General features: G+C 72.5%; 22 protein-coding genes, 1 other RNA gene and 1 pseudogene. 13 read left to right on the top strand and 11 right to left on the bottom strand.

The window, feature by feature from the left end; translation table 11 throughout:
• Window positions 1-30: 30 nt before the first annotated feature.
• From ACZ66S_RS00675 to ACZ66S_RS00655, 5 genes are all read right to left on the bottom strand, one after another.
• Window positions 31-1,041: an LLM class F420-dependent oxidoreductase gene (locus ACZ66S_RS00675; RefSeq protein WP_469898659.1), complete on the bottom strand. Its 1,011-nt coding sequence runs from the start codon at window positions 1,039-1,041 to the stop codon at window positions 31-33.
• Between the two features lie 102 nt (window positions 1,042-1,143).
• Window positions 1,144-1,968, bottom strand: coding sequence for a hypothetical protein (locus tag ACZ66S_RS00670; RefSeq protein WP_469898657.1), 825 nt, complete (start codon window positions 1,966-1,968; stop codon window positions 1,144-1,146).
• Between the two features lie 85 nt (window positions 1,969-2,053).
• Window positions 2,054-2,953 carry an N-acetylmuramoyl-L-alanine amidase gene (locus ACZ66S_RS00665; RefSeq protein WP_469898656.1) on the bottom strand — a complete coding sequence of 300 codons (900 nt, stop codon included), beginning with the start codon at window positions 2,951-2,953 and terminating at the stop codon, window positions 2,054-2,056.
• A gap of 10 nt (window positions 2,954-2,963) precedes the next feature.
• On the bottom strand, window positions 2,964-3,626 hold the full coding sequence (locus ACZ66S_RS00660) for a class I SAM-dependent methyltransferase (protein WP_469898655.1): 663 nt from the start codon (window positions 3,624-3,626) through the stop codon (window positions 2,964-2,966).
• Between the two features lie 834 nt (window positions 3,627-4,460).
• Window positions 4,461-6,194: an MFS transporter gene (locus tag ACZ66S_RS00655; protein WP_469898654.1), complete on the bottom strand. Its 1,734-nt coding sequence runs from the start codon at window positions 6,192-6,194 to the stop codon at window positions 4,461-4,463.
• Window positions 6,195-6,330: 136 nt separating this feature from the next.
• On the opposite strand from ACZ66S_RS00655, the gene ACZ66S_RS00650 reads away from it, so the two are divergent.
• A complete protein-coding gene (locus tag ACZ66S_RS00650) occupies window positions 6,331-7,764 on the top strand; it encodes an MFS transporter (protein ID WP_469898653.1) in 1,434 nt (477 codons plus the stop codon).
• Window positions 7,765-8,147: 383 nt separating this feature from the next.
• Here the strand turns inward: ACZ66S_RS00650 and ACZ66S_RS00645 are convergent, their stop codons facing one another.
• Window positions 8,148-8,780: a response regulator gene (locus ACZ66S_RS00645; RefSeq protein ID WP_469899648.1), complete on the bottom strand. Its 633-nt coding sequence runs from the start codon at window positions 8,778-8,780 to the stop codon at window positions 8,148-8,150.
• Between the two features lie 172 nt (window positions 8,781-8,952).
• Window positions 8,953-10,359 carry a sensor histidine kinase gene (locus tag ACZ66S_RS00640; protein WP_469898652.1) on the bottom strand — a complete coding sequence of 469 codons (1,407 nt, stop codon included), beginning with the start codon at window positions 10,357-10,359 and terminating at the stop codon, window positions 8,953-8,955.
• Between the two features lie 331 nt (window positions 10,360-10,690).
• On the opposite strand from ACZ66S_RS00640, the gene ACZ66S_RS00635 reads away from it, so the two are divergent.
• From ACZ66S_RS00635 to ACZ66S_RS00625, 3 genes are read left to right on the top strand one after another with little or no spacing between them, the layout of a single operon-like run.
• On the top strand, window positions 10,691-11,566 hold the full coding sequence (locus tag ACZ66S_RS00635; RefSeq protein WP_469898651.1) for a MaoC/PaaZ C-terminal domain-containing protein: 876 nt from the start codon (window positions 10,691-10,693) through the stop codon (window positions 11,564-11,566).
• Between the two features lie 32 nt (window positions 11,567-11,598).
• The gene (locus ACZ66S_RS00630) at window positions 11,599-12,675 is read left to right on the top strand and encodes a Zn-dependent alcohol dehydrogenase (protein ID WP_469898650.1); all 1,077 of its coding nucleotides are present in this window, start codon (window positions 11,599-11,601) and stop codon (window positions 12,673-12,675) included.
• A gap of 8 nt (window positions 12,676-12,683) precedes the next feature.
• A complete protein-coding gene (locus ACZ66S_RS00625; protein WP_469898649.1) occupies window positions 12,684-13,625 on the top strand; it encodes a 3-oxoacyl-ACP reductase in 942 nt (313 codons plus the stop codon).
• A gap of 57 nt (window positions 13,626-13,682) precedes the next feature.
• Here ACZ66S_RS00625 and ACZ66S_RS00620 read toward each other — a convergent pair whose 3' ends face one another.
• Together ACZ66S_RS00620 and ACZ66S_RS00615 are read right to left on the bottom strand one after the other, a co-directional pair.
• Window positions 13,683-13,835, bottom strand: coding sequence for a hypothetical protein (locus ACZ66S_RS00620; protein ID WP_020116022.1), 153 nt, complete (start codon window positions 13,833-13,835; stop codon window positions 13,683-13,685).
• A gap of 96 nt (window positions 13,836-13,931) precedes the next feature.
• Window positions 13,932-15,218 carry a hypothetical protein gene (locus ACZ66S_RS00615; RefSeq protein ID WP_469898646.1) on the bottom strand — a complete coding sequence of 429 codons (1,287 nt, stop codon included), beginning with the start codon at window positions 15,216-15,218 and terminating at the stop codon, window positions 13,932-13,934.
• Window positions 15,219-15,405: 187 nt separating this feature from the next.
• On the opposite strand from ACZ66S_RS00615, the gene ACZ66S_RS00610 reads away from it, so the two are divergent.
• The 3 genes from ACZ66S_RS00610 to ACZ66S_RS00600 are packed head-to-tail and all read left to right on the top strand — an operon-like array spanning window position 15,406 to window position 18,164.
• Window positions 15,406-16,245: a Nif3-like dinuclear metal center hexameric protein gene (locus ACZ66S_RS00610; RefSeq protein WP_469898645.1), complete on the top strand. Its 840-nt coding sequence runs from the start codon at window positions 15,406-15,408 to the stop codon at window positions 16,243-16,245.
• Entirely contained in the window at window positions 16,242-16,985 is a 744-nt protein-coding gene (locus ACZ66S_RS00605) for a zinc ribbon domain-containing protein (protein ID WP_469899646.1), read from the top strand. The genes ACZ66S_RS00610 and ACZ66S_RS00605 overlap by 4 nt, the downstream gene beginning before the upstream one ends.
• A 12-nt stretch (window positions 16,986-16,997) precedes the next feature.
• Window positions 16,998-18,164, top strand: coding sequence for a bifunctional RNase H/acid phosphatase (locus tag ACZ66S_RS00600; protein ID WP_469898644.1), 1,167 nt, complete (start codon window positions 16,998-17,000; stop codon window positions 18,162-18,164).
• On the opposite strand, the gene eda is transcribed toward ACZ66S_RS00600, so the two are convergent.
• Together eda and yaaA are read right to left on the bottom strand one after the other, a co-directional pair.
• Window positions 18,147-18,797: a bifunctional 4-hydroxy-2-oxoglutarate aldolase/2-dehydro-3-deoxy-phosphogluconate aldolase gene (eda, locus tag ACZ66S_RS00595; RefSeq protein ID WP_469898642.1), complete on the bottom strand. Its 651-nt coding sequence runs from the start codon at window positions 18,795-18,797 to the stop codon at window positions 18,147-18,149. The genes ACZ66S_RS00600 and eda overlap by 18 nt on opposite strands.
• 62 nt (window positions 18,798-18,859) lie before the next feature.
• Window positions 18,860-19,642: a peroxide stress protein YaaA gene (gene yaaA / locus ACZ66S_RS00590; RefSeq protein WP_469898641.1), complete on the bottom strand. Its 783-nt coding sequence runs from the start codon at window positions 19,640-19,642 to the stop codon at window positions 18,860-18,862.
• Between the two features lie 63 nt (window positions 19,643-19,705).
• Between yaaA and ACZ66S_RS00585 the strand changes: the two genes are divergently transcribed.
• The 6 genes and pseudogenes from ACZ66S_RS00585 (at window position 19,706) to ACZ66S_RS00560 (ending at window position 24,577) form a co-directional block, all read left to right on the top strand.
• Complete coding sequence (locus ACZ66S_RS00585) at window positions 19,706-21,136, top strand: RNB domain-containing ribonuclease (RefSeq protein WP_469898640.1); 1,431 nt, start codon at window positions 19,706-19,708, stop codon at window positions 21,134-21,136.
• 114 nt (window positions 21,137-21,250) lie between these two features.
• Window positions 21,251-21,829, top strand: coding sequence for a Uma2 family endonuclease (locus ACZ66S_RS00580; RefSeq protein ID WP_469898639.1), 579 nt, complete (start codon window positions 21,251-21,253; stop codon window positions 21,827-21,829).
• Between the two features lie 51 nt (window positions 21,830-21,880).
• Window positions 21,881-22,699: a helix-turn-helix domain-containing protein gene (locus ACZ66S_RS00575; protein WP_469898638.1), complete on the top strand. Its 819-nt coding sequence runs from the start codon at window positions 21,881-21,883 to the stop codon at window positions 22,697-22,699.
• A gap of 19 nt (window positions 22,700-22,718) precedes the next feature.
• Window positions 22,719-23,501, top strand: a pseudogene (locus tag ACZ66S_RS00570) (DMT family transporter); the annotation flags it as partial.
• A 133-nt stretch (window positions 23,502-23,634) separates the two neighbouring features.
• Window positions 23,635-24,039: RNase P RNA component class A (gene rnpB / locus ACZ66S_RS00565), an RNA gene on the top strand.
• A 400-nt stretch (window positions 24,040-24,439) separates the two neighbouring features.
• Entirely contained in the window at window positions 24,440-24,577 is a 138-nt protein-coding gene (locus tag ACZ66S_RS00560) for a hypothetical protein (protein WP_469898637.1), read from the top strand.
• Window positions 24,578-24,582 lie beyond the last annotated feature (5 nt).

The raw sequence follows: 24,582 nt of genomic DNA, 5'->3' as shown, positions 1-24,582 counted from the left end.
TGGCCGCGAATTCCGGTGCGAAACCTGGCGTCACGCGTTGAGCTCCGCCAGCACCCGCAGCGACTCGCGGTCCGGGGCCAGCGCCAGCAGGTCCGTCACCGGCCCCTTGCGCCACGACTCCAGCCGCTCGGCGATGCGTTGGCGCGGGCCGACCAGCGAGATCTCGTCGGCGAACGCGTCCGGCACGGCGAGCACCGCCTCCTCGCGCCGCCCTTCGAGGAACAGCCGCTGGATCCTGCGCGCCTGCTCCTCGTATCCCATACGGGCCATCAGATCGGCGTGGAAGTTGCGGGCCGCGTGGCCCATTCCGCCGATGTAGAAGCCGAGCATCGTCTTGACCGGCAGCAGCCCCTCCGCCACGTCGTCGCAGACCCGCACCTGGGCCATGGGCGCGACCAGGAAGCCCTCCGGCGCGCCGGCGAGCGCGGCCTCGTACACCTCGGGCCGGTCCGGCGACCAGTACAACGGCAGCCAGCCGTCGGCGATCCGGGTCGTCTGGGCGATGTTCTTCGGGCCCTCGGCGCCCAGCAGGACCGGCAGGTCGGCCCGCAGGGGATGGGTGATCGGCTTGAGCGCCCTGCCGAGCCCGGTGCCGTCCGGCCCCCGGTAGGGGTGGGAGTGGAAACGGCCGTCCACCTCGACCGGCGCCGCCCGCCGCAGCACCTGCCGTACGACGTCGACGTACTCCCGGGTCGCGGTCAGCGGCGACTTGGGGAACGGGCGGCCGTACCAGCCCTCGACGACCTGCGGCCCGGACAGTCCGAGCCCGAGCATGACCCGGCCGCCGGAGAGGTGGTCCAGGGTGAGGGCGTGCATGGCCGTCGTGGTGGGCGAGCGGGCCGCCATCTGCGCAACCGCCGTACCCAGCCTGATCGTTGAGGTCTGTGCCGCGATCCAGGTGAGCGGGGTGAACGCGTCCGACCCCCACGACTCGGCTGTCCACACCGAGTCATAGCCGAGCCGCTCCGCCTCCTGGGCCAGCGGCACATGGTCGGGGGAGGGGCCCCGACCCCAGTAACCGAGCGCAAGACCGAGTCGCACGACGCCTCCTGACGGCTCGTCAGTTCACCGGGCCGCTCGCGAATGTACGGCAACGGCCCCCCGCCCGGAAGGGCGAGGGGCCGTCCTACGACCTCGAAGGGGTCAGCCGCGCTGGATGCCGCTCGTGTCCTGCAGCACACCACGACGGCCGTCCTGCGTCTGGGCCACCAGACCCTGACCGCGCTGCTCGACCGCCAGGTACCAGGTGCCCGGGGCGAGTTCGGCGATCGGCGTCGGCGAACCGTCCTCCGCGAACAGCGGACGCGGCACCGGCACGGCGAACCAGAACGGCGAGAACTCCGCGGCCGGCGGCTGCGGGGCCGACGGCTGCGGCTGTGCGCCGCCGAAGGGCTGACCCGGCTGCGGCTGACCGCCGTAGGGCTGGCCCTGCTGGCCCGGCTGCTGGGCGCCCGGGTAGCCGTAACCACCGGGCGGCTGGGCGCCGTAGGGCTGCGGCTGGGGCGGCTTGGGGGCCGGGACGAGGCCGGCCTGCAGCGCGGGGACGAGCGGGGTGGCGACCGCGGCGCCGGCCATCACCACGGTGGCGACGAGAGCGAGGATCAGGCCGACACCGGCGCTGACGGTGTCCGAACTGGAGCCGTAGTCCGCGGCGCTCAGCGGGTCGAAGACGTTGCCGAGCGCGCTCCAGGCGGCGAAGATCGTGAACGCCGTGCCGACCTGCCCGAGATCGAGGCCCGCCGGCTTGGGGAGCTGCGGCATGCCGCGCGACAGGACGACGAGGGCGGCGCCGATGATGCCCGCGAGCACGACCCCCATCACGACCGGACCGCTCGCCCAGGCGCTGGGGAGGTCGGCGTCGTCGGGGGCTCCGTCGACCGAGTACAGATCAAGGAACGACGCGATGAACAGCAACACCGCTGCACCGATCACCACGCCGTCGCCTCGAGTGAGGGAGCGGATATTCACTTCAAGTCCTTCGTAGGTCGTCTCGTCGTCGGTAGACCCTATCGTCCGGCCGGGCGCAGCGTACGACGGGTTCACGCGCCGGGCGTCACCCGCGCAGGAAACTCACGATTCCCTCAGAGATTCCTTGCGCGGCCTTCTGCCGCCAGGCCCCGCTGGTGAGCAGCGCCGCGTCCTTGCTGTCGCGCATGTTGCCGCATTCGATGAACACCTTGGGAACCTTCGACAGGTTGAGGCCGCCCAGGTCGGTGCGGGTGTCCAGACCGGTGCCGTCGCCGATGTAGTTGGAGGGGGCGGTGCCCGTCACCCGGCCGAAGTCGCGTGCGACGAGCTCGCCGAGTTCCGCGGAGGGGGCGACGATCGGGCGGGTGTCGGCGATGCCCTGGTGCACGCGGCCCGGGAGGATCACGTGGTAGCCGCGCTGACCCGCGCCGGCGCCGTCCGCGTGGATCGACACCACCGCGTCGGCCTTCGCGTCGTTGCCGATCCTGGCGCGCTCGTCCACGCAGGGGCCGAAGGGCCGGTCGCCGTCCTGGGTCAGCCTCACCGTCGCGCCCTCCCCCTGCAGCAGGGTGCGCAGCCGGTGGGCGACGTCGAGGGTGAACTCGGCCTCCGCGTAACCGGAGTTGGTGGACGTCCCCGTGGTGTCGCACTCCTTGCGGTGCGTGCCGATGTCCACCTTGCGGTTGATCTCGGCCGTGTGCCGGAAGTTGGTGACGTTGTGCCCGGGGTCGATGACGACGACCTTGCCCTGGAGCGGGGCGAGGGGCTTCTTGTCCTCGGCGGTGGTGGAGGAGACGGCCGGCGGTGCGCTCGACCGCGGACTCGCCGCGGCCGACGTCCCGTTGCCGTCGGCCGCCCCGCCCACTCCCTCGTACACCAGCCACCCGAGCAGCGCGCCCGGCACGAGCACGGCGAGGGCGACGGTCAGGGGGCGGCGGGGCCGGCGGGGCTGGGGGGAACCGAGTTCAGGGCCTGCGTACGACACGTCTGCGACTCTAACCCCGCTCCGGGGTCACCGCCCGCGTCCGCCGCAGGACCCGCAGCGAGTCGGTCGCGGAGATCTCGGTGAAGGCGCCGGAGGCGAGGGCCCGCAGGTAGATACGGTAGGGCGCCTGGCCGGTGAACTCGTCCTCCGGCTCGGGGAACACGTCGTGGATGACGAGCAGGCCGCCCTCGGCCACATGAGGGGCCCAGCCCTCGTAGTCGGCGTTCGCGTGCTCGTCGGTGTGACCGCCGTCGACGAAGACCAGGCCGAGCGGGGAGCCCCAGACCTTCGCGATCTGCGGCGACCGCCCGACCAGGGCGACCACGTGCTCCTCCAGTCCGGCCCGGTACAGCGTCCTGCGGAAGGTCGGCAGCGTGTCCATCACCCCGAGCTCGGGGTCCACGGTCTCCGGGTCGTGGTACTCCCACCCCGGCTGCTGCTCCTCGCTGCCCCGGTGGTGGTCGACGGTCAGCGCGACCACACCGGCTTCGCGGGCCGCGTCCCCGAGCAGAACCGCGGACCGGCCGCAGTACGTACCGACCTCCAGCAACGGCAGCCCGAGCCGCCCGGCCTCCAGAGCGGCCTCGTAGAGCGCCAGCCCTTCCCCCAGGGGCATGAACCCCTTGGCAGCCTCGAAGGCAGCGAGAATCTCGGGCTTGGGCGCCACGGCCATGGGGGGTCCTTCCAGTCGTCCGGTACGGGCAGCCTAAGGGGGTGGCTGAAGCGAGGTGACGGGCGGCTCGGTCCAGTGAGGGGGCCGTAGCGGGGGCGGTCGTCTGTCGGGGGCGGGACGCCGGCCGGGCTATGCCCCCCGTCGGCCGTACCGGCGCCGCGGCTCGTCGATCGGCCGTCGTCCTGGCGTCCGCTGACCTCCAGCCGCCCGCCGCCCCTGCCGTCCCGGCGTCAGCCGACTCCTGTCAGCCGCCGTCCGTTACCCCTGCCGCCCCGGGGTCAGGCGGCTCCGTCAGCCGCCGTCGGTCGTCCCTGCCGTCCCTGCGTCAGGCGACTCCGTCGGCGGCCGTCCGCCGCTTCTGCCGTCCCGGGGTCAGGCGACTCCGTCGGCGGCCGTCGGTCGTCCCTGCCGTCCCTGCGTCAGGCGACTCCGTCAGCGGCCGTCCGCCGCTTCTGCCGTCCCGGGGATAGGCCACTCCGTCGGCGGCCGTCCGCCGCTTCTGCCGTCCCGGCGTCAGCCGACTCCGTCAGCCGCCGTCCGTTGCCCCAGTCCGCCGTTCGCCCTCCTGGGCGTGGGGCCCTGCCCCGTGGCCCTCGGCGGTTCCCACGTCAACCGACCCCGCCGGGCGCCCTTCGCCCGCGGGCTCCGCCGCCCTCGGCCCTCCGTCAGCCGTGATCCCCGCCCAGCCCACGCCGGCGACGCGACGGCTGCTGGCCTGCCCGGGTCCGGAGACGGCAGGCGGGCCTCAGGCCCTACGCCCGTCCGGGGCGCTGACGCACCGCACCCCCGCCCCGAGCCCGGGACGGGGGTGCCATGTGGGTCCTCGGGGAGCGGTCAGGCCGTGATCGTCCCCCTGGGGAGGGACAGGTCCAGGTCGATCGCGTGGGGTTCGCCGGCGTGGGTGGCCGAGGAGGCCAGGGGGCCGTGGCCGGCGGCGCGGGCGGCGAGGACGTAGGCGCCCTGGGCGGGGACGGTGAGGGCGTACGTGCCGTCGTCGTCGGAGAGCGTGGCCCCCGCCTGCCGGCCGCGCCGGTCGATCAGGGTGACCTTGGCCCGGGCGACCGGAGCGCCGGACGCGTCCAGGACACGGCCGCGGAAGCCCCGCAGCACCTCCTCGGCACGCTCCAGGTTCGCCTCCTCCTCGCTGCTGGCCCGGAGCTGCGGCGCGCGGTTCGCCTTCGGCAGGAACAGCGCCATGAGCAGTCCTACGGCCACCGCGCCGGTCGCGATGAGGAAGGACACCCGGAAGCCGTGCATGGTCGGTACGGCGACGCCGCCGACGTTGTTCGCGGTGTTCGCCAGCACCATCCCGATCACCGCGCTGGACACGGACGTACCGATGGAGCGCATCAGCGTGTTGAGGCCGTTCGCCGCGCCCGTCTCCGACGCCGGGACCGCGCCGACGATCAGTGCGGGGAGGGAGGAGTACGCGAGGCCGATGCCCGCGCCCAGCACGACCGCGATCACCAGGCTCTGCCAGGCCGCGCTCATGAGGCCGAGGCCGGCGCCGTAGCCGATCGCGATGATCAGCATGCCGAGGATGAGGGTGACCTTGGGGCCGTACTTCGCGGAGAGGCGGGCGTACACCGGCGCCGTGAACATCATCGTCAGGCCGAGCGGGGCGACCAGCAGACCCGCGGTGACCATCGACTGGCCGAGGCCGTAGCCGGTCGCCTTCGGGAGCTGGAGGAGCTGGGGCAGGACGAGCGAGACGACGTAGAAGGAGACACCCACCATGATCGACGCCAGGTTGGTGAAGAGGACCGCCGGGCGGGCCGTGGTGCGCAGGTCGACCAGCGGGGCCTTCACCCGCAGCTCCATGACGCCCCACAGCAGCAGGACGGCCGCGGAGGCGGCGAACAGGCCGAGCGTGGTGCCCGAGGTCCAGCCCCAGTCGCTGCCCTTGGTGATCGGGAGCAGGAAGAGGACCAGGCCGGTGGAGAGGCCGAGCGCGCCCAGCACGTCGAAGGTGCCCTCGGCGCGGGCCGGGGACTCCGGTACGACGATGAGGGTGAGGGCGATCGAGAGGGCGCCGAGACCGGCCGCGCCGTAGAAGAGGGCGTGCCAGTCGGCGTGCTGCGCGATCAGGGCCGCGAGCGGCAGGGCGAGTCCGCCGCCGACGCCGATCGAGGAGCTCATCAGGGCCATGGCCGAGCCGAGCTTCTCGCGGGGCAGCATGTCGCGCATCAGGCCGATGCCGAGGGGGATCGCGCCCATGGCGAAGCCCTGGAGGGTGCGGCCGGCGATCATGGGGAGCAGGGTGCTGGTGAACGCGCTGACCAGCGCGCCGACCACCATCACGGCGAGGCTCGCGATCAGCATGCGGCGCTTGCCGTACAGATCGCCGAGGCGGCCCATGATCGGGGTCGCGACGGCGCCCGAGAGCAGGGTGGACGTCAGGACCCAGGTGGCATTGCTGGGCTCGGTGTCCAGCAGTTGCGGCAGGTCCTTGATGACCGGGACGAGCAGGGTCTGCATCACCGCGACCACGATGCCCGCGAAGGCGAGCACCGGGACGACAGCGCCGGACGCTCTCCGGGTGGGCTGGTCGATCGGCGTGTGCGTCATGTGAGGGAGGCCTCCGGGCCTGGAAGATCGGCTTACGTGTGGCTTGAACTACGTATGCATGGGCAACTATTCCGATGCTTCGGCGTACTAACGATTTCTTTATATTCTCTTGGGGAAGTCGCACCGGGTTGAGACCATGACCGTCATGCTCGAAGCCGCTGACGCCACCCGCAGACCCCCTCGTGTCCGTTCCGCGCCCCCCGCCTGGCTGGTCGTGGCGCTCGCGTGCGCGGGCCAGTTCCTGGTCGTCCTCGACGTGTCGGTCGTCAACGTGGCGCTGCCGTCCATACGCGCCGACCTCGGCATGAGCGAGTCCGGCCTGCAGTGGGTCGTGAACGCCTACTCCATCGCCTTCGCCGGGTTCATGCTCCTCGGCGGCCGGGCCGGTGACCTCTACGGCCGCAAGCGGATGTTCCTCGTCGGCCTCGGACTGTTCACCGTGGCCTCACTGGCCGGCGGCCTCGCCCAGCAGGGCGGCGAACTGCTGCTCGCCCGTGCCGTGCAGGGCCTCGGCGCGGCGGTGCTGGCCCCGGCGACCCTGACGATCGTCACGTCGGCCGTCCCCGAGGGGCCCGCGCGGGCCCGGGCCATCGCCACCTGGACGGCCGTCGGCGCGGGCGGCGGCGCGGCCGGCGGCTTCTTCGGCGGACTCCTCGTCGACACCCTGTCCTGGCGCTGGGTGCTGCTGATCAACGTGCCGGTCGGCGCGGTGGTCCTGCTGGGCTCCCTGCTGTGGCTGACCGAGAGCCGGGGCGGGGCCCGCCGACGCCTCGACCTGCCCGGAGCGCTGCTGGTCACCGGGGGCCTCGCGGTGCTGGCGTACGGCATCTCGCAGACCGAGGCCGAGGGGTGGACGGCGGCCGCCACCCTGGTCCCGCTGGCCGTCGGGCTCGCGCTGATCGGGGGCTTCCTCGTCGTCGAGTCGCGTACGGCGGCCCCGCTGATGCCGCTCGGACTGCTCAGGGTGCGGGCGGTGGCGTCGGCGAACGCGGCGATGTTCCTGAGCGGGGCCGCCCTGTTCTGCACGTGGTACTTCATCACGCTCTACGCCCAGAACGTCCTCGGCTACTCCCCGCTCGAAGCCGGTCTGTCCATGCTGCCGAGCTCCCTGGCGATCGTGCTCGGCTCCAAGCTCGCGCCCCGCCTCATGCACGGGCTCGGAGCGCGCCGGGTGGCGGCCCTGGGGACGCTCGTCTCGCTGGCCGGCTACGGCTGGCAGTCGACGATGACCTCCGACGGCGGCTACCTCACCTCGATCATGGGACCCGGGGTCCTGATGATGCTGGGCGCGGGCCTCGCCTCGACCCCGCTCGCCTCGCTGGCCACGTCGGGGGCGGCGCCGGGGGAGGCCGGGCTGGTGTCGGGCCTGATCAACACCTCGCGCACGATGGGCGGTTCGCTGGGCCTCGCGGTCCTGTCGACCCTGGCGGCGGCCCGCACGGCGGGTACGGACTCGCCGCAGGCCCTGACGGAGGGCTACGCACTGGCGTTCCGGGTGGGGACGGGGGTGCTGGCCTTGGCGGTGGTGCTGATGCTGGTGTGGTTGCCGAGGCGGGTTTCGGCGGGGTGAGGGGGTGGTGGGTTCGGCTCGGGGGTGGTGGGGCGCCCGGTCACGTCTGTGGGGGCGGGGGTGCTGGCTTTGGCGGTGAGGCTGATGTCGGCTGCCGAGGAGGATCGTGGCGGGGTCAGGGCCCGCTCGGTCCGGCCGTGGGCGGTGGGCTCACAGCACGCGTGCGGGGACGGGGGGTGCTGGTCGTGGCGGTGGCGCTGGTGTTGGTGTGGTTGCCGAGGCGGGTTTCGGCGGGGTGAGGGGGTGGTGGGTTCGGCTCGGGGGTGGTGGGGCTCGCAGTCACGTCTGTGGGGGCGGGGGTGCCGGCCTCGGGCTGATGTCGGCTGCCGAGGAGGGCCTGGCGGGGTGAGAGCACGCTCGGTCCGGCCCGTGGGCGGCGGGGCTCACAGCCATCCCTGCTGCCGGGCCTCCCGTACCGCCTCCATCCGGTTGCGGGTGCCGGTCTTGCCGATGGCGGCCGAGAGGTAGTTGCGGACGGTGGACTCGGAGAGGTGGAGCCGGTCGGCGATGTCGGCCACCGTCGCGCCGTCCACGGAGGCCCGGAGGACGTCGCACTCCCGCGCGGTGAGCGGGTTCGGTCCGGCGCTGAGCGCGGCCGCGGCGAGGGCGGGGTCGATCACGGTCTCGCCGGTCAGCACCCGGCGGATCGCGGCGGCCAACTCCTCGACGGGACCGTCCTTGACGAGGAAGCCGGCGGCACCCGCCTCCATGGCCCGGCGCAGATAGCCGGGCCTCCCGAAGGTGGTCAGGATCAACACCCGGCAGTCCGGCGCCTGGTCGCGCAGCTCGGCGGCGGCGTCCAGTCCGCTCATCCCCGGCAGCTCGATGTCGAGCAGGGCCACGTCGGGGCGGTGCACGAGGGCCGCGTCCACGATCGCGTCGCCCGCCGCGACCTGGGCCACGACCTGGATGTCCGGCTCCATCCCCAGCAACAGCGCGAGCGCCCCGCGCATCATCCCCTGATCCTCGGCGAGCAGCACACGAATGGACTTGGCGGCCCGATGATCCCGCGGCATCTCGTTCACGGGCCAAGGGTAGGACGCGGGACGGTGGGTGGAGGGGGTGCGTTTCTGCTGCGGTGACGCGCGCGATGTGCGTGCGGGGTGGAGTGCGAGGGTCTGCTTGTGCTGCGTTCGCGCGCCCGATCCTGTCGAGGCGAGAAGCGCGGCCGGCCCTGTCCAACAGCCGTCACCATGCCGCCCCGCCGATCCGGCCCGTGGTGTCCGCCGACTCGTCGGCCGGCACCGGCTCTGCCGACTCGGTCGGCAACTCGGCCCGCACAGCGAACCCTCCCTGTGCCCGCGGCCCCGCCTCCAGGCGTCCGCCCGCCGCGGCCAGTCGCTCCGCGAGGCCGATCAGGCCGGTGCCGCCGATGCCCGGACTGCGTACCGCCCACACCGGTTCGACCCCGGCCGCCGTCGCTGGGTCCGTACCGTCACCCTCGGGAAGGCGTACCTCCACGCCCGCCCCCCGCCCGTCGCCTCCAGGAACGCCCGCCCCCACCCCCCGACCGTCATCCCAAATCGACACCGTCACCCGTTCCGCCGCCCCCCGTACCGAGATCTCGCACCGCCGTGCCCCGCTGTGCCGGATCACGTTGGTCACCGCCTCGCGGATCACCCAGCCCAGCAGGACCTCGGTCCGGGCGGTGAGCGGGGGGCCGGAGCGGTGGACGACCGGGTCGATGCCCGCGGCGCGCAGGGCCGAGGCGGACCGGTCGAGGTCGGTGCTGAGGCTGCCCTCGCGGTAGCCGGTCACCGCCTCGCGGATCTCGGTGAGCGCCTGGCGGCCGACCGACTCGATGTCGCGGACCTGCCCGAGCGCCGCGTCCAGGTCGCGCGGGGCGAGCCGCCGGGCCGCCTCCGACTTGACCACGATCACCGACAGCGTGTGCCCGAGCAGGTCGTGCAGATCGCGGGAGAACCGCAGCCGCTCCTCCTCGACCGCGCGCCGGGCCAGTTCCTCGCGGGCCTCGCGCAACTGCCGTACCGCTGCGGACAGGGACATGATCGCGGCCGTCACCATCGTGGAGATCCACGTGGCGTACGCGGTGTCGAGTCCGCCCCAGCCGTCGCGGAGGACGGAGGCCGCACCCGCGACCACGGTCACGACCGCCCCCGCCCACCGCAGGTGCGGCAGCCGCACGACCGCGCCCGTCGCGAGCCCCAACAGGGGGAAGAACAGCAGCCAGTTGCCGCCGTACGTCATCGCCAGACCGCAGGTCACCAGCCCCATCACCACCAACGCCACCCGGGTGGAGGTCGCCTCCCGGGTCTCCTTGCGGAAGGCGCGGAAGGCGACGTAGACGTAGAGCGAGTTGAAGGTGAGCAGGCCGAGGCCGCCGACCCAGGGGTTCGGGGTCTCGCCCTGGAAGAGGTTCGAGAAGGCGCCCATCCCCATCAGCAGCCACGGCAGCAGCCCGAACCCGCTGCCCAGACCCGCCTGCGGGTGCACGTCCCCGGACCGCTCGGCCGCCCGGTACTCGGCCTTCAGGCGCTGCTTGTTCTCCTGGTAGTACCGCTGGTTCCGCCGCGCCTCACGCACCTCCTCACGGATCTCGTCCACGCGGCACGAGAGCTTGCGGGACCAGGACATGACCGTTCCTCCGCTCAGCGGCTCCCGGCGTGCGGCCGGGACGACAGGACAGCGTACGAAGCGACGCACACCCACGACGCTACGAACCCGGCCCGCCCTCCCGGCAGATGCGCCGGTACGGAATCCGGCAGGACAAATGTCACGGGTGCCGGGAGCGTCGCGGACCCGCTTACCTGACACACCGTCAGGAGTCTTCACAACTGCGTTGGGCTCGGCTATACAGAGGGCGCCGGACTGGAACGCGTTCTAGATCGGCCCGTGACGACCTCGGTGCGGCCGACGGTGCGGACGGCCGTACCGAGGTCTTGACCGAGCCCCTGTGAGGAGCCGTATGCCCATCGACGCAGCCAAGGCCCTCGCCGCCGAACCCCGGACCGGCGAGATCTCCTGGAACTCCAAGGACGTCCAGCTCTACCACCTGGGCATCGGGGCGGGTTCGCGTCCCGACACACCGAACCCCGCCACCGACCCCGACGAACTGCGCTACACCCTCGAGTCCCGGCTGCACGTGCTGCCGAGCTTCGCCACGGTCGCGGGCTCCGGATCGCCCGGAGTGATCAGCGGGCTGTCCATGCCCGGCGTCGAGGTCGACCTCGCCAGGGTCCTGCACGGCGGCCAGTCGCTGGTCGTCCACCGCCCGCTGCCCGTCCAGGGCACCGCCACCGCCACCCACCGCATCGCCGCCGTGTACGACAAGGGCAAGGCGGCCGTCCTGGTCATGCGCACCGAAGTCGCCGACACCGAGGGCCCGTTGTGGACCAACGACGCCCAGATCTTCGTACGGGGGGAGGGCGGCTGGGGCGGCGACCGCGGCCCCTCCGCCCGACTCGAACCCCCCACCGGCGCACCCGACCGGACCGTGGAGCGCCCCGTCCGCGAGGACCATGCCCTGCTCTACCGCCTCTCCGGCGACTGGAACCCGCTGCACGCCGACCCCGAGTTCGCCAAGGTCGCCGGGTTCGACCGGCCCATCCTGCACGGCCTGTGCACCTACGGCATCACGCTCAAGGCGGTCGTCGACACCCTGCTCGGCGGCGACGTGACCCGGGTGCGGTCGTACGTCACCCGGTTCGCCGGGGTCGTGTACCCGGGCGAGACCCTGCGGATCCGGATGTGGCACACGCCGGAGTCCACGCGGGTCGCCGTCAGCGCCGTGGAGCGCGACGACGCGCCCGTCCTCGCCGACACCACCGTCGAACACTCCTGAACCCAGCACGCCGTACGAGGGGAGCCCGCACCATGCGCGCAGCCGTACTGCACGAGATCGGCCAGGAAAAGCTCGAGGTCCTAGACGACGTCGAGGCGGTGGGCTTCGGACCCGGCAGGGTACGGATCCGGATACGGGCGGCCGGGCTGTGCCACTCGGACCTGTCCGCGATGGCCGGGGTCCTCCCGCAGCCGGCACCCTTCGTGCCCGGACACGAGGGCGCGGGCGAGATCGTCGAAGTAGGCGAAGGCGTCAGCCACTTGAAGGCGGGCGACCGGGTCGTCGTGTGCTGGCTGCCCGCCTGCGGCGCCTGCCCCGCGTGCAGGCGCGGCCAGACCGAGCTGTGCCTGGCCGGCTTCATGAACGCGGGCACCCCCAACTTCCGCCGCCCCGGCGGGGACGTCTTCGGCTTCGCGGGCACCGGCACCTTCGCCGAGGAGGTCGTCGTCGACGCGGGCTGCGCGGTGCCGATCCCCGACGACGTGCCCTTCGACATCGCGGCCCTGATCGGCTGCGGGGTCACCACCGGACTCGGTGCCGCCCTCAACACCGCCGACATGGAAGCCGGTTCGTCGGTCGCCGTCATCGGCTGCGGCGGCGTCGGCATCTCCGCGATCCAGGGCGCCCGCCTCAAGGGCGCCGCCGAGATCGTCGCCGTCGACCCGGTCGCCTCGCGCCGCGAGGCCGCCCTGGAGTTCGGCGCCACCCGGGCCGTCTCCCCGGACGAGCTCGCCGACGCCAAGCAGCAGGTGACCGCGGGCGAGGGCTTCGACTACGTCTTCGAGGTCGTCGGGAAGTCGGCGACCGCGAGGACGGCGTACGAGACGACCCGGCGCGGCGGCACCCTCGTGGTCGTCGGCGCGGGCGCCATGGACGACAACCTCCAGCTCAACATGTTCGAGCTGTTCTTCGACGAGAAGCGCATCCTGCCCTCCCTGTACGGCGGCGGGGACGTGCTGCGCTCCTACGAGCGGACCATCGCCCTGTGGCGGGCCGGCCGCGTCGACCTGGACGGCCTGATCACCCACCGGGTGCCGCTGAACGAGATCAACGAGGCGCTCGACCAGATGCGCACCGGAAGCTCCCTGCGTACGTGCATCGAGATCTGAGCGCCGCGATGGCCACGAAACCACTGGGAGGGCTCGCGGCGATCGTCACCGGGGCCGGCCGGGGACTGGGCCGGGCCGAGGCGCTGGAACTGGCCCGGCTCGGCGCGGCCGTGGTCGTCAACGACTACGGCCAACCCGGCAGGGACGGTTCGGGTGCGGCCTCCGCGGGCCCCGCCGAGCGGGTGGCCGAGGAGATCCGGGCCGCGGGCGGACAGGCCGTCGCCCACACCGGGGACGTGGCCGACCACCAACAGGCGGGCGAGCTGACGGAGTTGGCGATCACCGAGTTCGGCAGGCTCGACATCCTCGTCAACAACGCCGGCATCCTCCGCGACCGCATGGTCTTCTCCATGACCGAGGGCGAGTGGGACGCCGTGATCCGGGTCCACCTCAAGGGCCACTTCAACACCACCCGGTTCGCGGCCGCGCACTGGCGGGAGCGGTCCAAGGCGGCCGGCGGGCCGGTGTACGGCCGTATCGTGAACACCTCCTCCGAGGCGTTCCTCGCCGGGTCCGCCGGACAGCCCAACTACGCGGCGGCCAAGGGCGGGATCGTCGGGCTCACCACCTCGACGGCCCTCGCGCTCGCCAAGTACGGCGTCACCGCCAACGCCATCTGCCCGCGCGCCCGCACCCGGATGACCGAGGACGTCTTCGCCGGCCTGGAACAGCCCGAGTCGGGACTCGACCCGCTCGCACCAGAGCATGTCGCCCCGCTGGTCGGCTACTTGGCCTCGCCGGCCGCCGAGCGCGTCAACGGCCAGCTCGTCGTCGTGCACGGAGGGATGATCGCCGTCGTCGAACGGCCGCGGGTGCAGGCCAAGTTCGACAGCAAGCAGGACACCTTCACCTACGACGAACTGGACGCGCTGCTCACCCCGCACTACGCGAGCCGGCCGGCGGGGGAGACCTTCGCGGCGGCCGAAGTGCTGGGCCTCAGACGGGAGTAGACGCACGACGGCCCTGCCTCCCGTGCGGAAGACAGGGCCCGGTGTCGCCGTCTGCCCTCAGGCCGCGGCCTCGGTCTGCTCGACCGACTTGCGGTGACGGCCGCGGGGGGCCGTGTCGCTGTCCTGGACCGAGACCGGACCCCGGTGCTTACCGTGGCCCGTGGACTCCTGGACGTCGGCAGTCGACTGGTTCGTGCTGGCGTCGCTCATGGAAGTAATTCACCCCGTCAACATGATCTTTCTTACAGCGGGGGGATTTTAACCGGCACACCACAGGGCCGTTCCAGGCGGCCCGGCCAACCGGCACTACTTCGTTACAAGATTGCCCAACGGGGCCTGCTGCAAGGGCACGGGACGCGCCACGACAGGCTCCGGAGGATCCGGTTCGGGCGACCGCGCGGCCGTACCGCCGACGCCCTCCGGATCCTCCGGGCCCGCGTCCCCCGCCCCCGTGCCCCCCGCTTCCCCCGTTCCCCCAGGGCCCGCCGCCTCCCCGGTGAGGGCCCCGTTCCCCGCCGCCCACCGCGCCACCCCGCACGGCGTGTCCGCGGTGGCGTACGGCAGGAGCAGCTCGCCGCCCTCCGTCCACAGCCCGGCACCCGCCGGCCACCCCTCGGGCGCCGGAAGGTGCTGGACCTGGCGGGCGGCGGGCCGCCACACGCCCACCCAACTGCCCATCGGACCGTCCACGCGCAGCGCCACCCCGCAGCTCTCCGGCACCAGCACCTGCCCCGGCTGGATAGCGAACGGCGTCACCGCGCAGTCGGGCACCCGCAGGCACTCCGGGAAGCGCACCGGCAGCGTGCTGCCCAGCACCCCCCAGCCCAGCCGCGCCCGCCCCGGCGACGGCGCGTCCGAGGAGATCAGCAGCAGCCCGCTGTCCGGGTCGGCCAGCAACAGCCGGTCGTCACTGCCGTCGGCGATCTGCAGCAGTGGCGACACCTCACCGCCCCGCTCCAGATCGACCACCACCGCCTTGGTCCGCCCGCCCGTCTCCCGGTCCAGCGCCAGCATCCGCCCGGTCCGGTCCAGCCACACCCCGCCCGAGCAGCGCCCCGGCACCTCCGCGAGGTGCTCGGGCCCGAAGGCGCCGCCCGCCACCAGCCACACGGCGCTGGAGCGCGGGCCCACCGCGAGGGCGTACGCCTTCTCACCGCACGGCGCCGGCGGCAGCAGCCGCAGGACCGTGCCCTCCTCCGGGCACTCGACCGCGCCCAGCGGCAGCTCGCCGGTGCGGGGGCCGGTCGGGTAGAGCAGTGAGAAGGCGTGCCGCCCGTCCGTGAACCGCCTGATCAGCACCCGCCCGTCGGCCATCGGCTGCACCTCCGTGCCGGGCTCCTCGGGCTGGTTGCCGGGCAGCGGCACGGCGTAGGGCTCGGGGCCGTCCAGGGTCCAGCGCTCCGGGAACCAGGAGTCGCCGTCCCGGGCGAGGCGGGCCGCGTAGGAGCCGTCGACGGTGATCACGAAGTCGCTCCGCGAGGTCGTGAGGCCGGGCGTCTCCCCGTCCCCGGTGATCGCGCGCTCCGTCCGTGAGGTCTCCCCGTCCCCGTTCTCCTCGTTCGCCGCCGCGGGTTCGATGGCACAGGCCGTCATCGTCCGGTCACCTCCGGCGACGAAACTAGTTTTCGCACGCACGGACGTGGGACGGGCGGGCTCCGGCTTCACACAAAGGTGTGGCCCAGGAACGATTCGCCTGAGGAGAACGGGGCGACTGTGCTGGGCGGGACGGCCGTCGGCGGCTCAGGTTCAGCGGGACAGACCAGGCAGGTAGCCTTTCCCCGTGCCCCGTCTGTCTGAAGTCATCGCCGCGCTGGAGAACCTGTGGCCCGCCGAGCGGGCCGAGTCCTGGGACGCGGTCGGCACCGTCGTGGGCGACCCCGACCAGGAGGTCGCACGGGTCCTCCTCGCCGTCGACCCGGTCCAGGAGATCGTCGACGAGGCGGTGACGCTGGGCGCCGACCTGCTGGTCACCCACCACCCCCTCTACCTGCGCGGCACGACGACCGTGGCGGCCTCGCACTTCAAGGGCCGGGTCGTGCACACCCTCATCAAGAACGACATCGCGCTGCACGTGGCCCACACCAACGCGGACACCGCCGACCCAGGTGTCTCGGACGCGCTCGCGGGCGCGCTCGACCTGCGGGTCGTACGGCCGCTGGTGCCGGACCCGACGGACCCGGAAGGACGTCGGGGACTCGGCCGGGTGTGCGAGCTCGACCCCCCGACGACCGTCCGCGAGCTCGCCGCGCGGGCCGCCGAACGCCTGCCGGCCACCGCACAGGGCATCCGGGTCGCCGGCGACCCCGAGGCCACCGTCCGCACGGTCGCCGTCAGCGGCGGCTCCGGCGACAGCCTCTTCGACCAGGTCCGCGCGGCCGGTGTCGACGCCTTCCTCACCGCGGACCTGCGCCACCACCCCGTGTCGGAGGCCCGCGCCCACAGTCCCCTCGCGCTGCTCGACGCGGCGCACTGGGCCACCGAGTGGCCCTGGTGCGAGCTGGCCGCCGCCCAGCTCGACGAGATCTCCGACCGCCACGGCTGGAACCTGCGCGTGCACGTCTCCAAGACGGTCACCGACCCCTGGACCAGCCACTCCCCTTCACCTGGAGCCCCCAACTGAACGCCGCGCCCGCCGACCAGATCCGACTCCTCGACGTCCAGGACCTCGACGTCCGCCTCCAGCAGCTCGCCCACAAGCGCCGGTCGCTGCCCGAGCACGCCGAGATCGAGTCGCTCACCAAGGACGCCACCCAGCTCCGCGACCTGCTCGTGGCCGCCCAGACCGAGGAGAGCGACACCGCCCGCGAGCAGACCAAGGCCGAGCAGGACGTGGACCAGGTGCGCCAGCGCGCCGCCCGCGACCAGCAGCGCCTGGACTCCGGCGCCGTGACCTCGCCCAAGGACCTGGAGAACCTCCAGCGCGAGATCGCCTCCCTCGCCAAGCGTCAGGGCGACCTGGAGGACGTGGTCCTCGAGGTCATGGAGCGCCTGGAGTCCGCGCAGGAGCGGGTGGCCGAGCTGACCGGCCGGGTGTCCTCCGTCCAGTCGAAGATCGAGGACGCGACCGCCCGCCGGGACGCGGCCTTCGAGACCCTCGACGGCGAGATCGCCTCGGTGACCAAGGAGCGCGAGGTCATCGCCGGCTCCGTCCCCGCCGACCTCCTCAAGCTGTACGACAAGCTCCGCGAGCAGCAGGGCGGCATCGGCGCGGCCAAGCTGTACCAGCGCACCTGCCAGGGCTGCCGTCAGGAGCTCGCCATCACCGACATCAACGAGATCCGCGCGGCCGCGCCCGACACCGTGGTGCGCTGCGAGAACTGCCGCCGCATCCTGGTGCGCACGTCCGAGTCCGGCCTGTAAGGAGCCCTGGACGTGCGGGAGTTCATCGTCGAGGCGGACGGCGGCTCGCGGGGCAACCCCGGCCCCGCCGGGTACGGCTCCGTGGTGCTGGACGCGGCCACGGGGGAGACGCTGGTCGAGACGTACGAGTACCTCGGCGTCGTCACCAACAACGTCGCCGAGTACCGGGGACTGCTGGCGGGCCTGCGCGCCGCGCACGACCTGGACCCGTCCGCCGCCGTGCACGTCCGCATGGACTCCAAGCTGGTCGTCGAGCAGATGTCGGGGCGCTGGAAGATCAAGCACCCCGACATGAAGCCGCTCGCCCTGGCAGCCGGGCGGATCTTCCCGCCGGGGCGGGTGACGTACGAGTGGATCCCGCGCGAGCGGAACAAGCACGCGGACCGGCTGGCGAACGAGGCGATGGACTCGGAGGGTTCCGCGCGTTCGGTACGGAAGCTGTCGGCTGCCGCCGAGAAGCAGTCCGCTGCCGCGGGGAAATTGTCCGACGCCAAGGCCGATGTGCGTGCCGCCAAGGTCGTGGCGAGTCCCGGTTGGGCCCCGGCCGACATGGGCGCTCCGGCCACCTTCGTGCTCCTGCGGCACGGTGAGACCCCGCTGACCCCCCAGAAGCGGTTCTCGGGCAGCGGCGGTACGGATCCCTCCCTCTCCGAGGTCGGCAGGGAACAGGCCGAGCGGGCGGCCGAAGCCCTGGCCAGGCGGGGCACGATCCAGCACATCCTCGCCTCGCCCCTGGCCCGTACCCGGCAGACCGCCGCCGCCGTGGCCGACCGGCTCGGTCTGGAGGTCACCGTCGAGGACGGCCTGGTCGAGACCGACTTCGGCGCCTGGGAGGGCCTCACCTTCGGCGAGGTGCGCGAGCGCCACCCGGACGACCTGACCGCCTGGCTGGCCGACCCGGAGGCCGAACCCACCGGCGGCGGCGAGAGCTTCGCGGCCACGGCGACCCGGATCGCGGCGACCAGGGACAAGCTCGTCGCGGCGTACGCGGGCCGCACGGTCCTGCTCGTCACCCACGTCACCCCGATCAAGACGTTCGTACGTCTCGCCCTGGGTGCCCCGCCCGAGTCCCTGTTCCGCATGGAGCTCTCGGCGGCCTCCATGTCGGTCGTCGCGTACTACGCCGACGGCAACGCGAGCGTGCGGCTCCTCAACGACACCTCACACCTGCGCCCGTAGCCGGGACGCCTCCCGGGCCAGTCGCTCGACGCGCCCCCAGTCCCGGGCGGCGACCGCGTCCGGCGGCAGCATCCAAGTCCCGCCCACACAGCCGACGTTGGGCAGCGACAGGTAGTCGGGGGCGTTCCCGGCCCCGATCCCGCCCGTGGGACAGAACCGGGCCTGCGGCAACGGCCCGGACAGGGACTTCAGATAGGCCGTACCGCCGGCCGCCTCCGCCGGGAAGAACTTCATCTCCGTCACCCCCCGCTCCAGCAGTGCCACGACCTCCGAGGCCGTCGACACCCCTGGCAGGAACGGCACCCCGGCCCCCCGCATCGCCGCCAGGAGTACGTCCGTCCAGCCCGGACTGACCAGGAAGCGCGCGCCGGCCGCCACCGAGTCCGCGACCTGCCCGGGCGTGATGACGGTGCCGGCCCCGACCACGGCGTCCGGCACCTCCCCGGCGATGGCCCGGATCGCGTCGAGGGCGACGGGGGTCCGCAGGGTCACCTCGATCGCGGGCAGCCCGCCGGCGACCAGCGCCCGGGCGAGCGGTACGGCGTCGGAGACGTCCTGGACCACGACGACCGGGACGACGGGCGCGAGGTCGAGCACGGAGGCAGGGCTGGGGGCAGGGGAGGAGGAGGCCATGACGTCATCATGGCCAAGTGCTGCACCTTGCGCAAAGGTCATTGCACCCTGCGCAATACGACTCAGTGGATCTCGTCCACCAATACGTCCAGCGCCCATGCCTGCCCGGCCTTCGCGGGCGCCGACGCCTCCACCACGTACCCGAGCTCCCGCAGCGCCTCGACCAGCTCGGCCGGCTTCTTCGGAGCGACCCCGGCCGCCAGCAGGCTCCGTACCATCCGCCCCTTCGTCGCCTTGTTGAAGTGGCTGACCACCTTCCGGGTCGGCGCGTGCAGCACCCGTACGGTCGCCGTCCGCTCCGCGACCTCGCCCTTCGGCTTCCACGCGGCCGCGTAGGCGGAGGACCGCAGATCGAGCACGAGCCCGTCCCCGGCGGCCTCGGCGAGGACGGCGGCCATCGGCGCACGCCAGTGCGTGCCCAGCGCCCCGAGCCCGGGCAGCTTCACCCCCATCGAGCAGCGGTACGACGGAATCCGGTCCGTCGGTCGGACCGCTCCCCACAGCCCGGAGAACACGAGCAGCGAACGCCCCGCACGCCTCTTCGCGGCCGCGTCGAGGGAGGCCAGGTCGAGGGCGTCGTACAGGACACCCGTGTAGATCTCCCCGGCCGGCCGCGCCCCCGCGGTCCGCAGTTCGACGTTCTTCGCGACCTCGCCCCGCAGCCCCTCGCTCAGCCCCAGCACCTCGCGGGCCTTCTCCTCGTCCCCGGCGCACAGCTCGACGAGCGCGTCGAGGACCGCCTCCCGGCCCTCGTGGAGCCCAGGCAGGGACAGCGACTCCAGCTTCAGCGGGGCACCACGACCGGAGGACGCCTTGCCTTCGGAGGGAGGCAGCAGGACCAGCACGGAACTTCTCCTTCTGTTGAGCTCCGGACAGCGTACGGGGCCCGATCTGCTTACCCTCGCTGTATGCCCCGCCGCCGCATACGTGTGACCGACGTCCCGCTACGCGCCGCCTTCGCCGCCCTGCGCACCGAACTCGACGTGCCCTCGGACTTCCCGCCCGAGGTGCTCTCCGAGGCCGAACGGCCGGCTCGGGCCGGGGCGCACGCCGACGCCACCGACATCCCCCTCTTCACCATCGACCCGCCCGCCTCCACCGACCTCGACCAGGCGATGCACCTGTCCCGGCGGGGCACCGGCTACCGCCTGCGGTACGCCATCGCCGACGTCGCCGCGTTCGTGGTCCCCGGCTCGGCCCTGGACGCGGAGACCCACCGCCGCGTGCAGACGCTGTACTTCCCGGACACCAAGGTCCCCCTGCACCCGCCGCTGCTCAGCGAAGGCTCCGCGAGCCTCCTCCCGGACCAGGTCCGCCCGGCCGCCCTGTGGACGATCGACCTCGACGCGGAAGGCCGTACGACCACGGCCGAGGTCCGCCGCGCCCTGGTCCGCAGCCGGGCCAAGCTCGACTACGAGAACGTGCAGCGGGAGATCGACGCGGGTACGGCGGAGGAGCCGCTGGAGCTGCTTCGCGTCGTCGGCGAGCTGCGGGAACGGCTAGAGGTCGAGCGCGGGGGCATCTCCTTGCGGGTCCCCGAGCAGGAGATCGTCGAGCGGAACGGCACGTACGAGCTCACGTACCGCGCCGGGCTGCCAGCCGACGGCTGGAACGCCCAGATCTCCCTGCTCACGGGCATGGCGGCGGCGGATCTGATGCTGGCGTACGGCACGGGTGTGCTCCGCACGCTCCCCGCCGCCCCCGACGGCGCGGTGGGCCGCCTCCGCCGCACCGCCCACGCCCTGCACATCGACTGGCCGCACCACGTCTCGTACGCGGCGCTGATCCGTTCCCTGAACCCGGGAACCCCTTCCCACGCGGCCTTCCTCCAGGAGTGCACGACCCTGCTGCGGGGCGCGGGTTACACGGTCTTCCGCGACGGCGCCCTGCCCTCCCTGACCACCCACGCAGCGGTGGCCGCCCCGTACGCCCACTGCACGGCCCCGCTGCGGCGCCTGGTCGACCGGTACGCGTCGGAGATCTGCCTGGCGGCGGTGGCGGGGGAGCCGGTGCCGGAGTGGGTCCTCGCCGCTTTCGATGCGCTGCCACGCGAGATGTCCGAGGGCGGCCACCGTGCGGCCATGGCGGAACGGGCGTCCGTCGACCTCGTCGAGGCGGCACTGCTGAAGGACCGGGTGGGGGAGGTGTTCGACGGGTGCGTGGTGGACGTCGACGAACACCGACCGACGGTGGGGACCGTGCAGTTGGAGACGCCGGCGGTGATCGGCCGGATCGACGGGGAGGGGCTGTCGCTGGGGGAGCGGCTGCGGGTGAAGGTTGTGAGGTCGGATCCGAGCACGTCCGCGAGCCCGGCGAAGGTGCGCTTCGCGCCCGCCTGATCGCGTGTCCGAGGCCGTGGTCGTGTGCCACGATCGAGGGAACGGTTCCCGATCCCACCGACAGGTGATCTTGCGATGACCCAGCCTGGCGAGCGACAGAAGGAGGAGCGTGACATGAGTGCCGTGGCCCATGAGCCGCTCACGCCGGCTGAGGGACTGCTGGAGATCTTCCTGGCCCTCGACACCCCGGAGGGTTTCCGGGCTGAACTGATCGAGGGGGAGATCGTTGTGACGCCGCCGCCGGACGGGGAGCACGAGAAGTACATCAGCCGGATCGTTCGTCAAGTGATCAAGCGTTCGCGTACCGAAATGGACTTCTCCGGGAACAGGGGCCTCAAGCTGCGAAGCGGCGAGGGCTGCCCGAAGAACCATGTCGTCCCGGACGTCACGCTGGCGCCTCTGGATCTCGACCTTTTCGCGAGCGCCGATTCCTGGATGCCCTGCGACGGAGTCGCCATGGTCCTTGAGGTGACGTCGACCAAACCGGAGGCGGACCGTGAGGCCAAGCGCCGCTGCTACGCCCGTGGCGGCATCCCCCTCTACCTGCTCGTGGACCGGGACGCAGCCTCGGTCACGCTGTTCGGCGACCCGGAGAAGGACGACTACCGGGAGCACTCCACCCGCCCCCTCGGCAAGCCGCTCGCCCTCCCTGCCCCGTTCGCCTTCGACCTGGAGACCGCGGACTTTCTCTGAGCGCTGCGGCGTTGCACCCTGAAAGCGTGTGACAGGGGGAGCGGCGCCGGTATGGAACAAGCACTGTGGACGCGGGCACGGCTGGGCCGTTGCGGCCCCCCGCTCGACCTGTTGACCGCACGCTTCGACAAGCACATCTACGCCCCGCACGCCCACGACGAGTACACGATCGGTGTCTGCGTGGGCGGCTCGGAGCTCATCGACTACCGGGGCGGCCACATCCGCACGGGCCCGGGCTCGATCGTCGTACTGGCCCCGGGAGAGATGCACACGGGCGGCCCGGGGAACACCACGGACGGCTACGCGTACCGCGCCCTGTACGCGGCTCCGGCCCTGTTGGCGGACGGTTCTTCAGACACCCCGCACTTCCGGGAGCCCCTCCTGGACGACCCGGAGTTGGCCGCCGCCCTCCTCTCCGCGCACTCCGAACTCAGCGTCTGCCCGGACCCGTTGGAGACGGAGTCCCGTCTGCCCTGGCTGCTGACGGCCCTGGCCGGCCGTCACTCCACGTCCCGCGTGACGACGTGCGTGATCCCCGGCGCGGAGGCGGTGGCGAGAGCGGTCCGCGACCGCCTGGCGGACGAACTGCTGTCACCCCCGTCCCTGGCCGACCTGGCCGCTGACCTGGGCCTGTCCCGCTACCAGCTCCTCAGGGCCTTCCGGACGACGATGGGGATACCGCCGTACGCCTGGCTGGCCCAGTACCGGGTCGGCAGGGCGCGCGGCCTACTGGAGTCGGGCCTCCGTCCCTCGGAGGTGGCCGCCCTGGTGGGCTTCGCGGACCAGGCGCACCTGACGCGCTGGTTCCGCCGCGTACTGGGGGTGACGCCGGCGGCGTACCGCAACAGCGTTCAAGACGCGAGCCATTGAGGACGCCGACGATGTCCGCATGACTGCACGCGGCTGGTTCCTGTTCTCCCTGATGGGAGTGGTCTGGGGCATCCCCTACCTGATGATCAAAGTGGCGGTGGACGCCCCGCTGTCGGCGACGATGGTGGTGTTCGTACGCTGCGCCTTGGGCGCGCTGCTCCTGCTGCCGTTCGCGCTGCGCCAGGGAGGTCTGATCCGGACGATACGGGCGCACTGGCTGCCCATGCTGGCCTTCGCGGTCATAGAGATCATGGGCCCCTGGTACACGCTGACGGACGCGGAACGCCACCTCTCCAGCTCGACGGCGGGCCTGCTGATAGCGGGCGTACCGATCGTCGGCGTCCTGCTGGCCCGCTTCTTCGGCGACACGGAGCGGTTGGGCGCGCGGCGGGTGACGGGCCTGGCGCTGGGGTTGGCCGGCGTGGGAGTCCTGACCGTTCCGCACCTTACCGGGGGTGACGCGAAGTCGATGGCGGAGGTACTGGTCACGGTGGTGGGCTACGCGACGGCCCCCCTGATAGCGGCACGCTGGCTGAAGGACATCCCCTCGCTCCAGCTCACGGCACCGTGCCTGGCGCTGGCGGCCCTGGTCTACGCCCCGGGCGCGGCCCTGACCTGGCCTTCCTCGATGCCCTCGTCCTCCGTCCTGGCGGCTCTGGCGGGCTTGGGGGTGATCTGCACGGCGGTGGCGTTCGTGGCCTTCCTGGAACTGATCAAGGAGGTCGGCCCGACGCGGGCGACGGTGATCACGTACGTCAACCCGGCGGTGGCGGTGGTGGCGGGGGTGCTGTTCCTGTCCGAGCCCCTGACTGTGGGCGTAGGCGTGGCCTTCTTGTTGATCCTGGCGGGCTCGGTGCTGGCCACGGCGGGCCCGGTTCGCGTGACCGCGGAACCATCCTGCCCCGAGGCCCCGGTAACATGGTCCCCACGGCAGACGAGCCGGGCGGACGGCCGCGTGGAGTCCCCTCTTGGAGGGCTCCCCGAGGAACGTCCGGGCTCCACAGGGCAGGGTGATGGCTAACGGCCACCCGGGGTGACCCGCGGGAAAGTGCCACAGAAAACAAACCGCCCGGCGCTTCGGCACCGGGTAAGGGTGAAACGGCGGTGTAAGAGACCACCAGTGCCCAGGGCGACCTGAGCAGCTAGGTAAACCCCACCCGGAGCAAGGTCAAAAGGAAACACCCCGGTGTTTCTGCGGGGACGTTCGAGGGCTGCCCGCCCGAGTCCCCGGGTAGACCGCACGAGACCGGCGGCAACGCCGGTCCTAGATGGATGGCCGTCTCCCCGACCGCCGCGAGGCGATCGGGTGACAGAACCCGGCGTACAGCCCGACTCGTCTGCCCGCCTTCGGCAAGCCGGGCCGCGATTGTCGCGTCGGCCAGGCGCGGCGGAGGATCCTCCCTGTCCTACAGCCCTGAAAGCGCGCAGCGATCTACCGCTGGCAGCAGAAAGGTGGGCGAGGCGGTCGGCCCAGGTCAGGTCGAGTCGGACGACTTCCGGCTGAGCGGATACGAGCCCCGACAGCGCTGGGCTGCAAACCCCAGCAAGATCAACGCAGTTCGGCTACGGTTGCTTCGCGCCGCGTCTCTTCTTCGGAAGGTGTGGTCGGAACTGCAGGCTCGGCAGTGGAGCGCATCCCTTGTGGACGCCACTTCGGTGGTGTGGACCGCCCGGTAGGGCAGGACCCGTTCTACCGCCTTGGCGGGGGGCTACCTCGCGGCTTTGCAGAAGGGCTGTTGCATGAGCATCGCCTCCGACAAGAACGCACCGACGCAGCGCACGTGGCACCGCGAGCTCGCGCTCCGTATCGCCGCCGGCCTCGCAGCCAAGGCGCTGTGGAGCCTCGTGCAGACGGTGGCACGAGTCTGCGGTTTTTAGCCGCG

The sequence above is a fragment of the Streptomyces sp. NPDC107471 genome, assembly GCF_055582845.1.
Note: the sequence above shows the minus strand (reverse complement) of the source record. Positions and strands in the feature narration are given on the sequence as shown.

Bases quoted from the DNA above. Each gene is read 5' to 3' on its own strand.
- ACZ66S_RS00660 (WP_469898655.1), bottom strand. From the start codon at position 3,626: ATGGCCGTGGCGCCCAAGCCCGAGATTCTCGCTGCCTTCGAGGCTGCC.
- ACZ66S_RS00655 (WP_469898654.1), bottom strand. From the start codon at position 6,194: ATGACGCACACGCCGATCGACCAGCCCACCCGGAGAGCGTCCGGCGCT.
- ACZ66S_RS00650 (WP_469898653.1), top strand. From the start codon at position 6,331: ATGACCGTCATGCTCGAAGCCGCTGACGCCACCCGCAGACCCCCTCGT.
- ACZ66S_RS00645 (WP_469899648.1), bottom strand. From the start codon at position 8,780: ATGCCGCGGGATCATCGGGCCGCCAAGTCCATTCGTGTGCTGCTCGCC.
- ACZ66S_RS00640 (WP_469898652.1), bottom strand. From the start codon at position 10,359: ATGTCCTGGTCCCGCAAGCTCTCGTGCCGCGTGGACGAGATCCGTGAG.
- ACZ66S_RS00635 (WP_469898651.1), top strand. From the start codon at position 10,691: ATGCCCATCGACGCAGCCAAGGCCCTCGCCGCCGAACCCCGGACCGGC.
- ACZ66S_RS00630 (WP_469898650.1), top strand. From the start codon at position 11,599: ATGCGCGCAGCCGTACTGCACGAGATCGGCCAGGAAAAGCTCGAGGTC.
- ACZ66S_RS00625 (WP_469898649.1), top strand. From the start codon at position 12,684: ATGGCCACGAAACCACTGGGAGGGCTCGCGGCGATCGTCACCGGGGCC.
- ACZ66S_RS00620 (WP_020116022.1), bottom strand. From the start codon at position 13,835: ATGAGCGACGCCAGCACGAACCAGTCGACTGCCGACGTCCAGGAGTCC.
- ACZ66S_RS00615 (WP_469898646.1), bottom strand. From the start codon at position 15,218: ATGACGGCCTGTGCCATCGAACCCGCGGCGGCGAACGAGGAGAACGGG.
- eda (WP_469898642.1), bottom strand. From the start codon at position 18,797: ATGGCCTCCTCCTCCCCTGCCCCCAGCCCTGCCTCCGTGCTCGACCTC.
- ACZ66S_RS00585 (WP_469898640.1), top strand. From the start codon at position 19,706: ATGCCCCGCCGCCGCATACGTGTGACCGACGTCCCGCTACGCGCCGCC.
- ACZ66S_RS00580 (WP_469898639.1), top strand. From the start codon at position 21,251: ATGAGTGCCGTGGCCCATGAGCCGCTCACGCCGGCTGAGGGACTGCTG.
- ACZ66S_RS00575 (WP_469898638.1), top strand. From the start codon at position 21,881: ATGGAACAAGCACTGTGGACGCGGGCACGGCTGGGCCGTTGCGGCCCC.
- ACZ66S_RS00560 (WP_469898637.1), top strand. From the start codon at position 24,440: ATGAGCATCGCCTCCGACAAGAACGCACCGACGCAGCGCACGTGGCAC.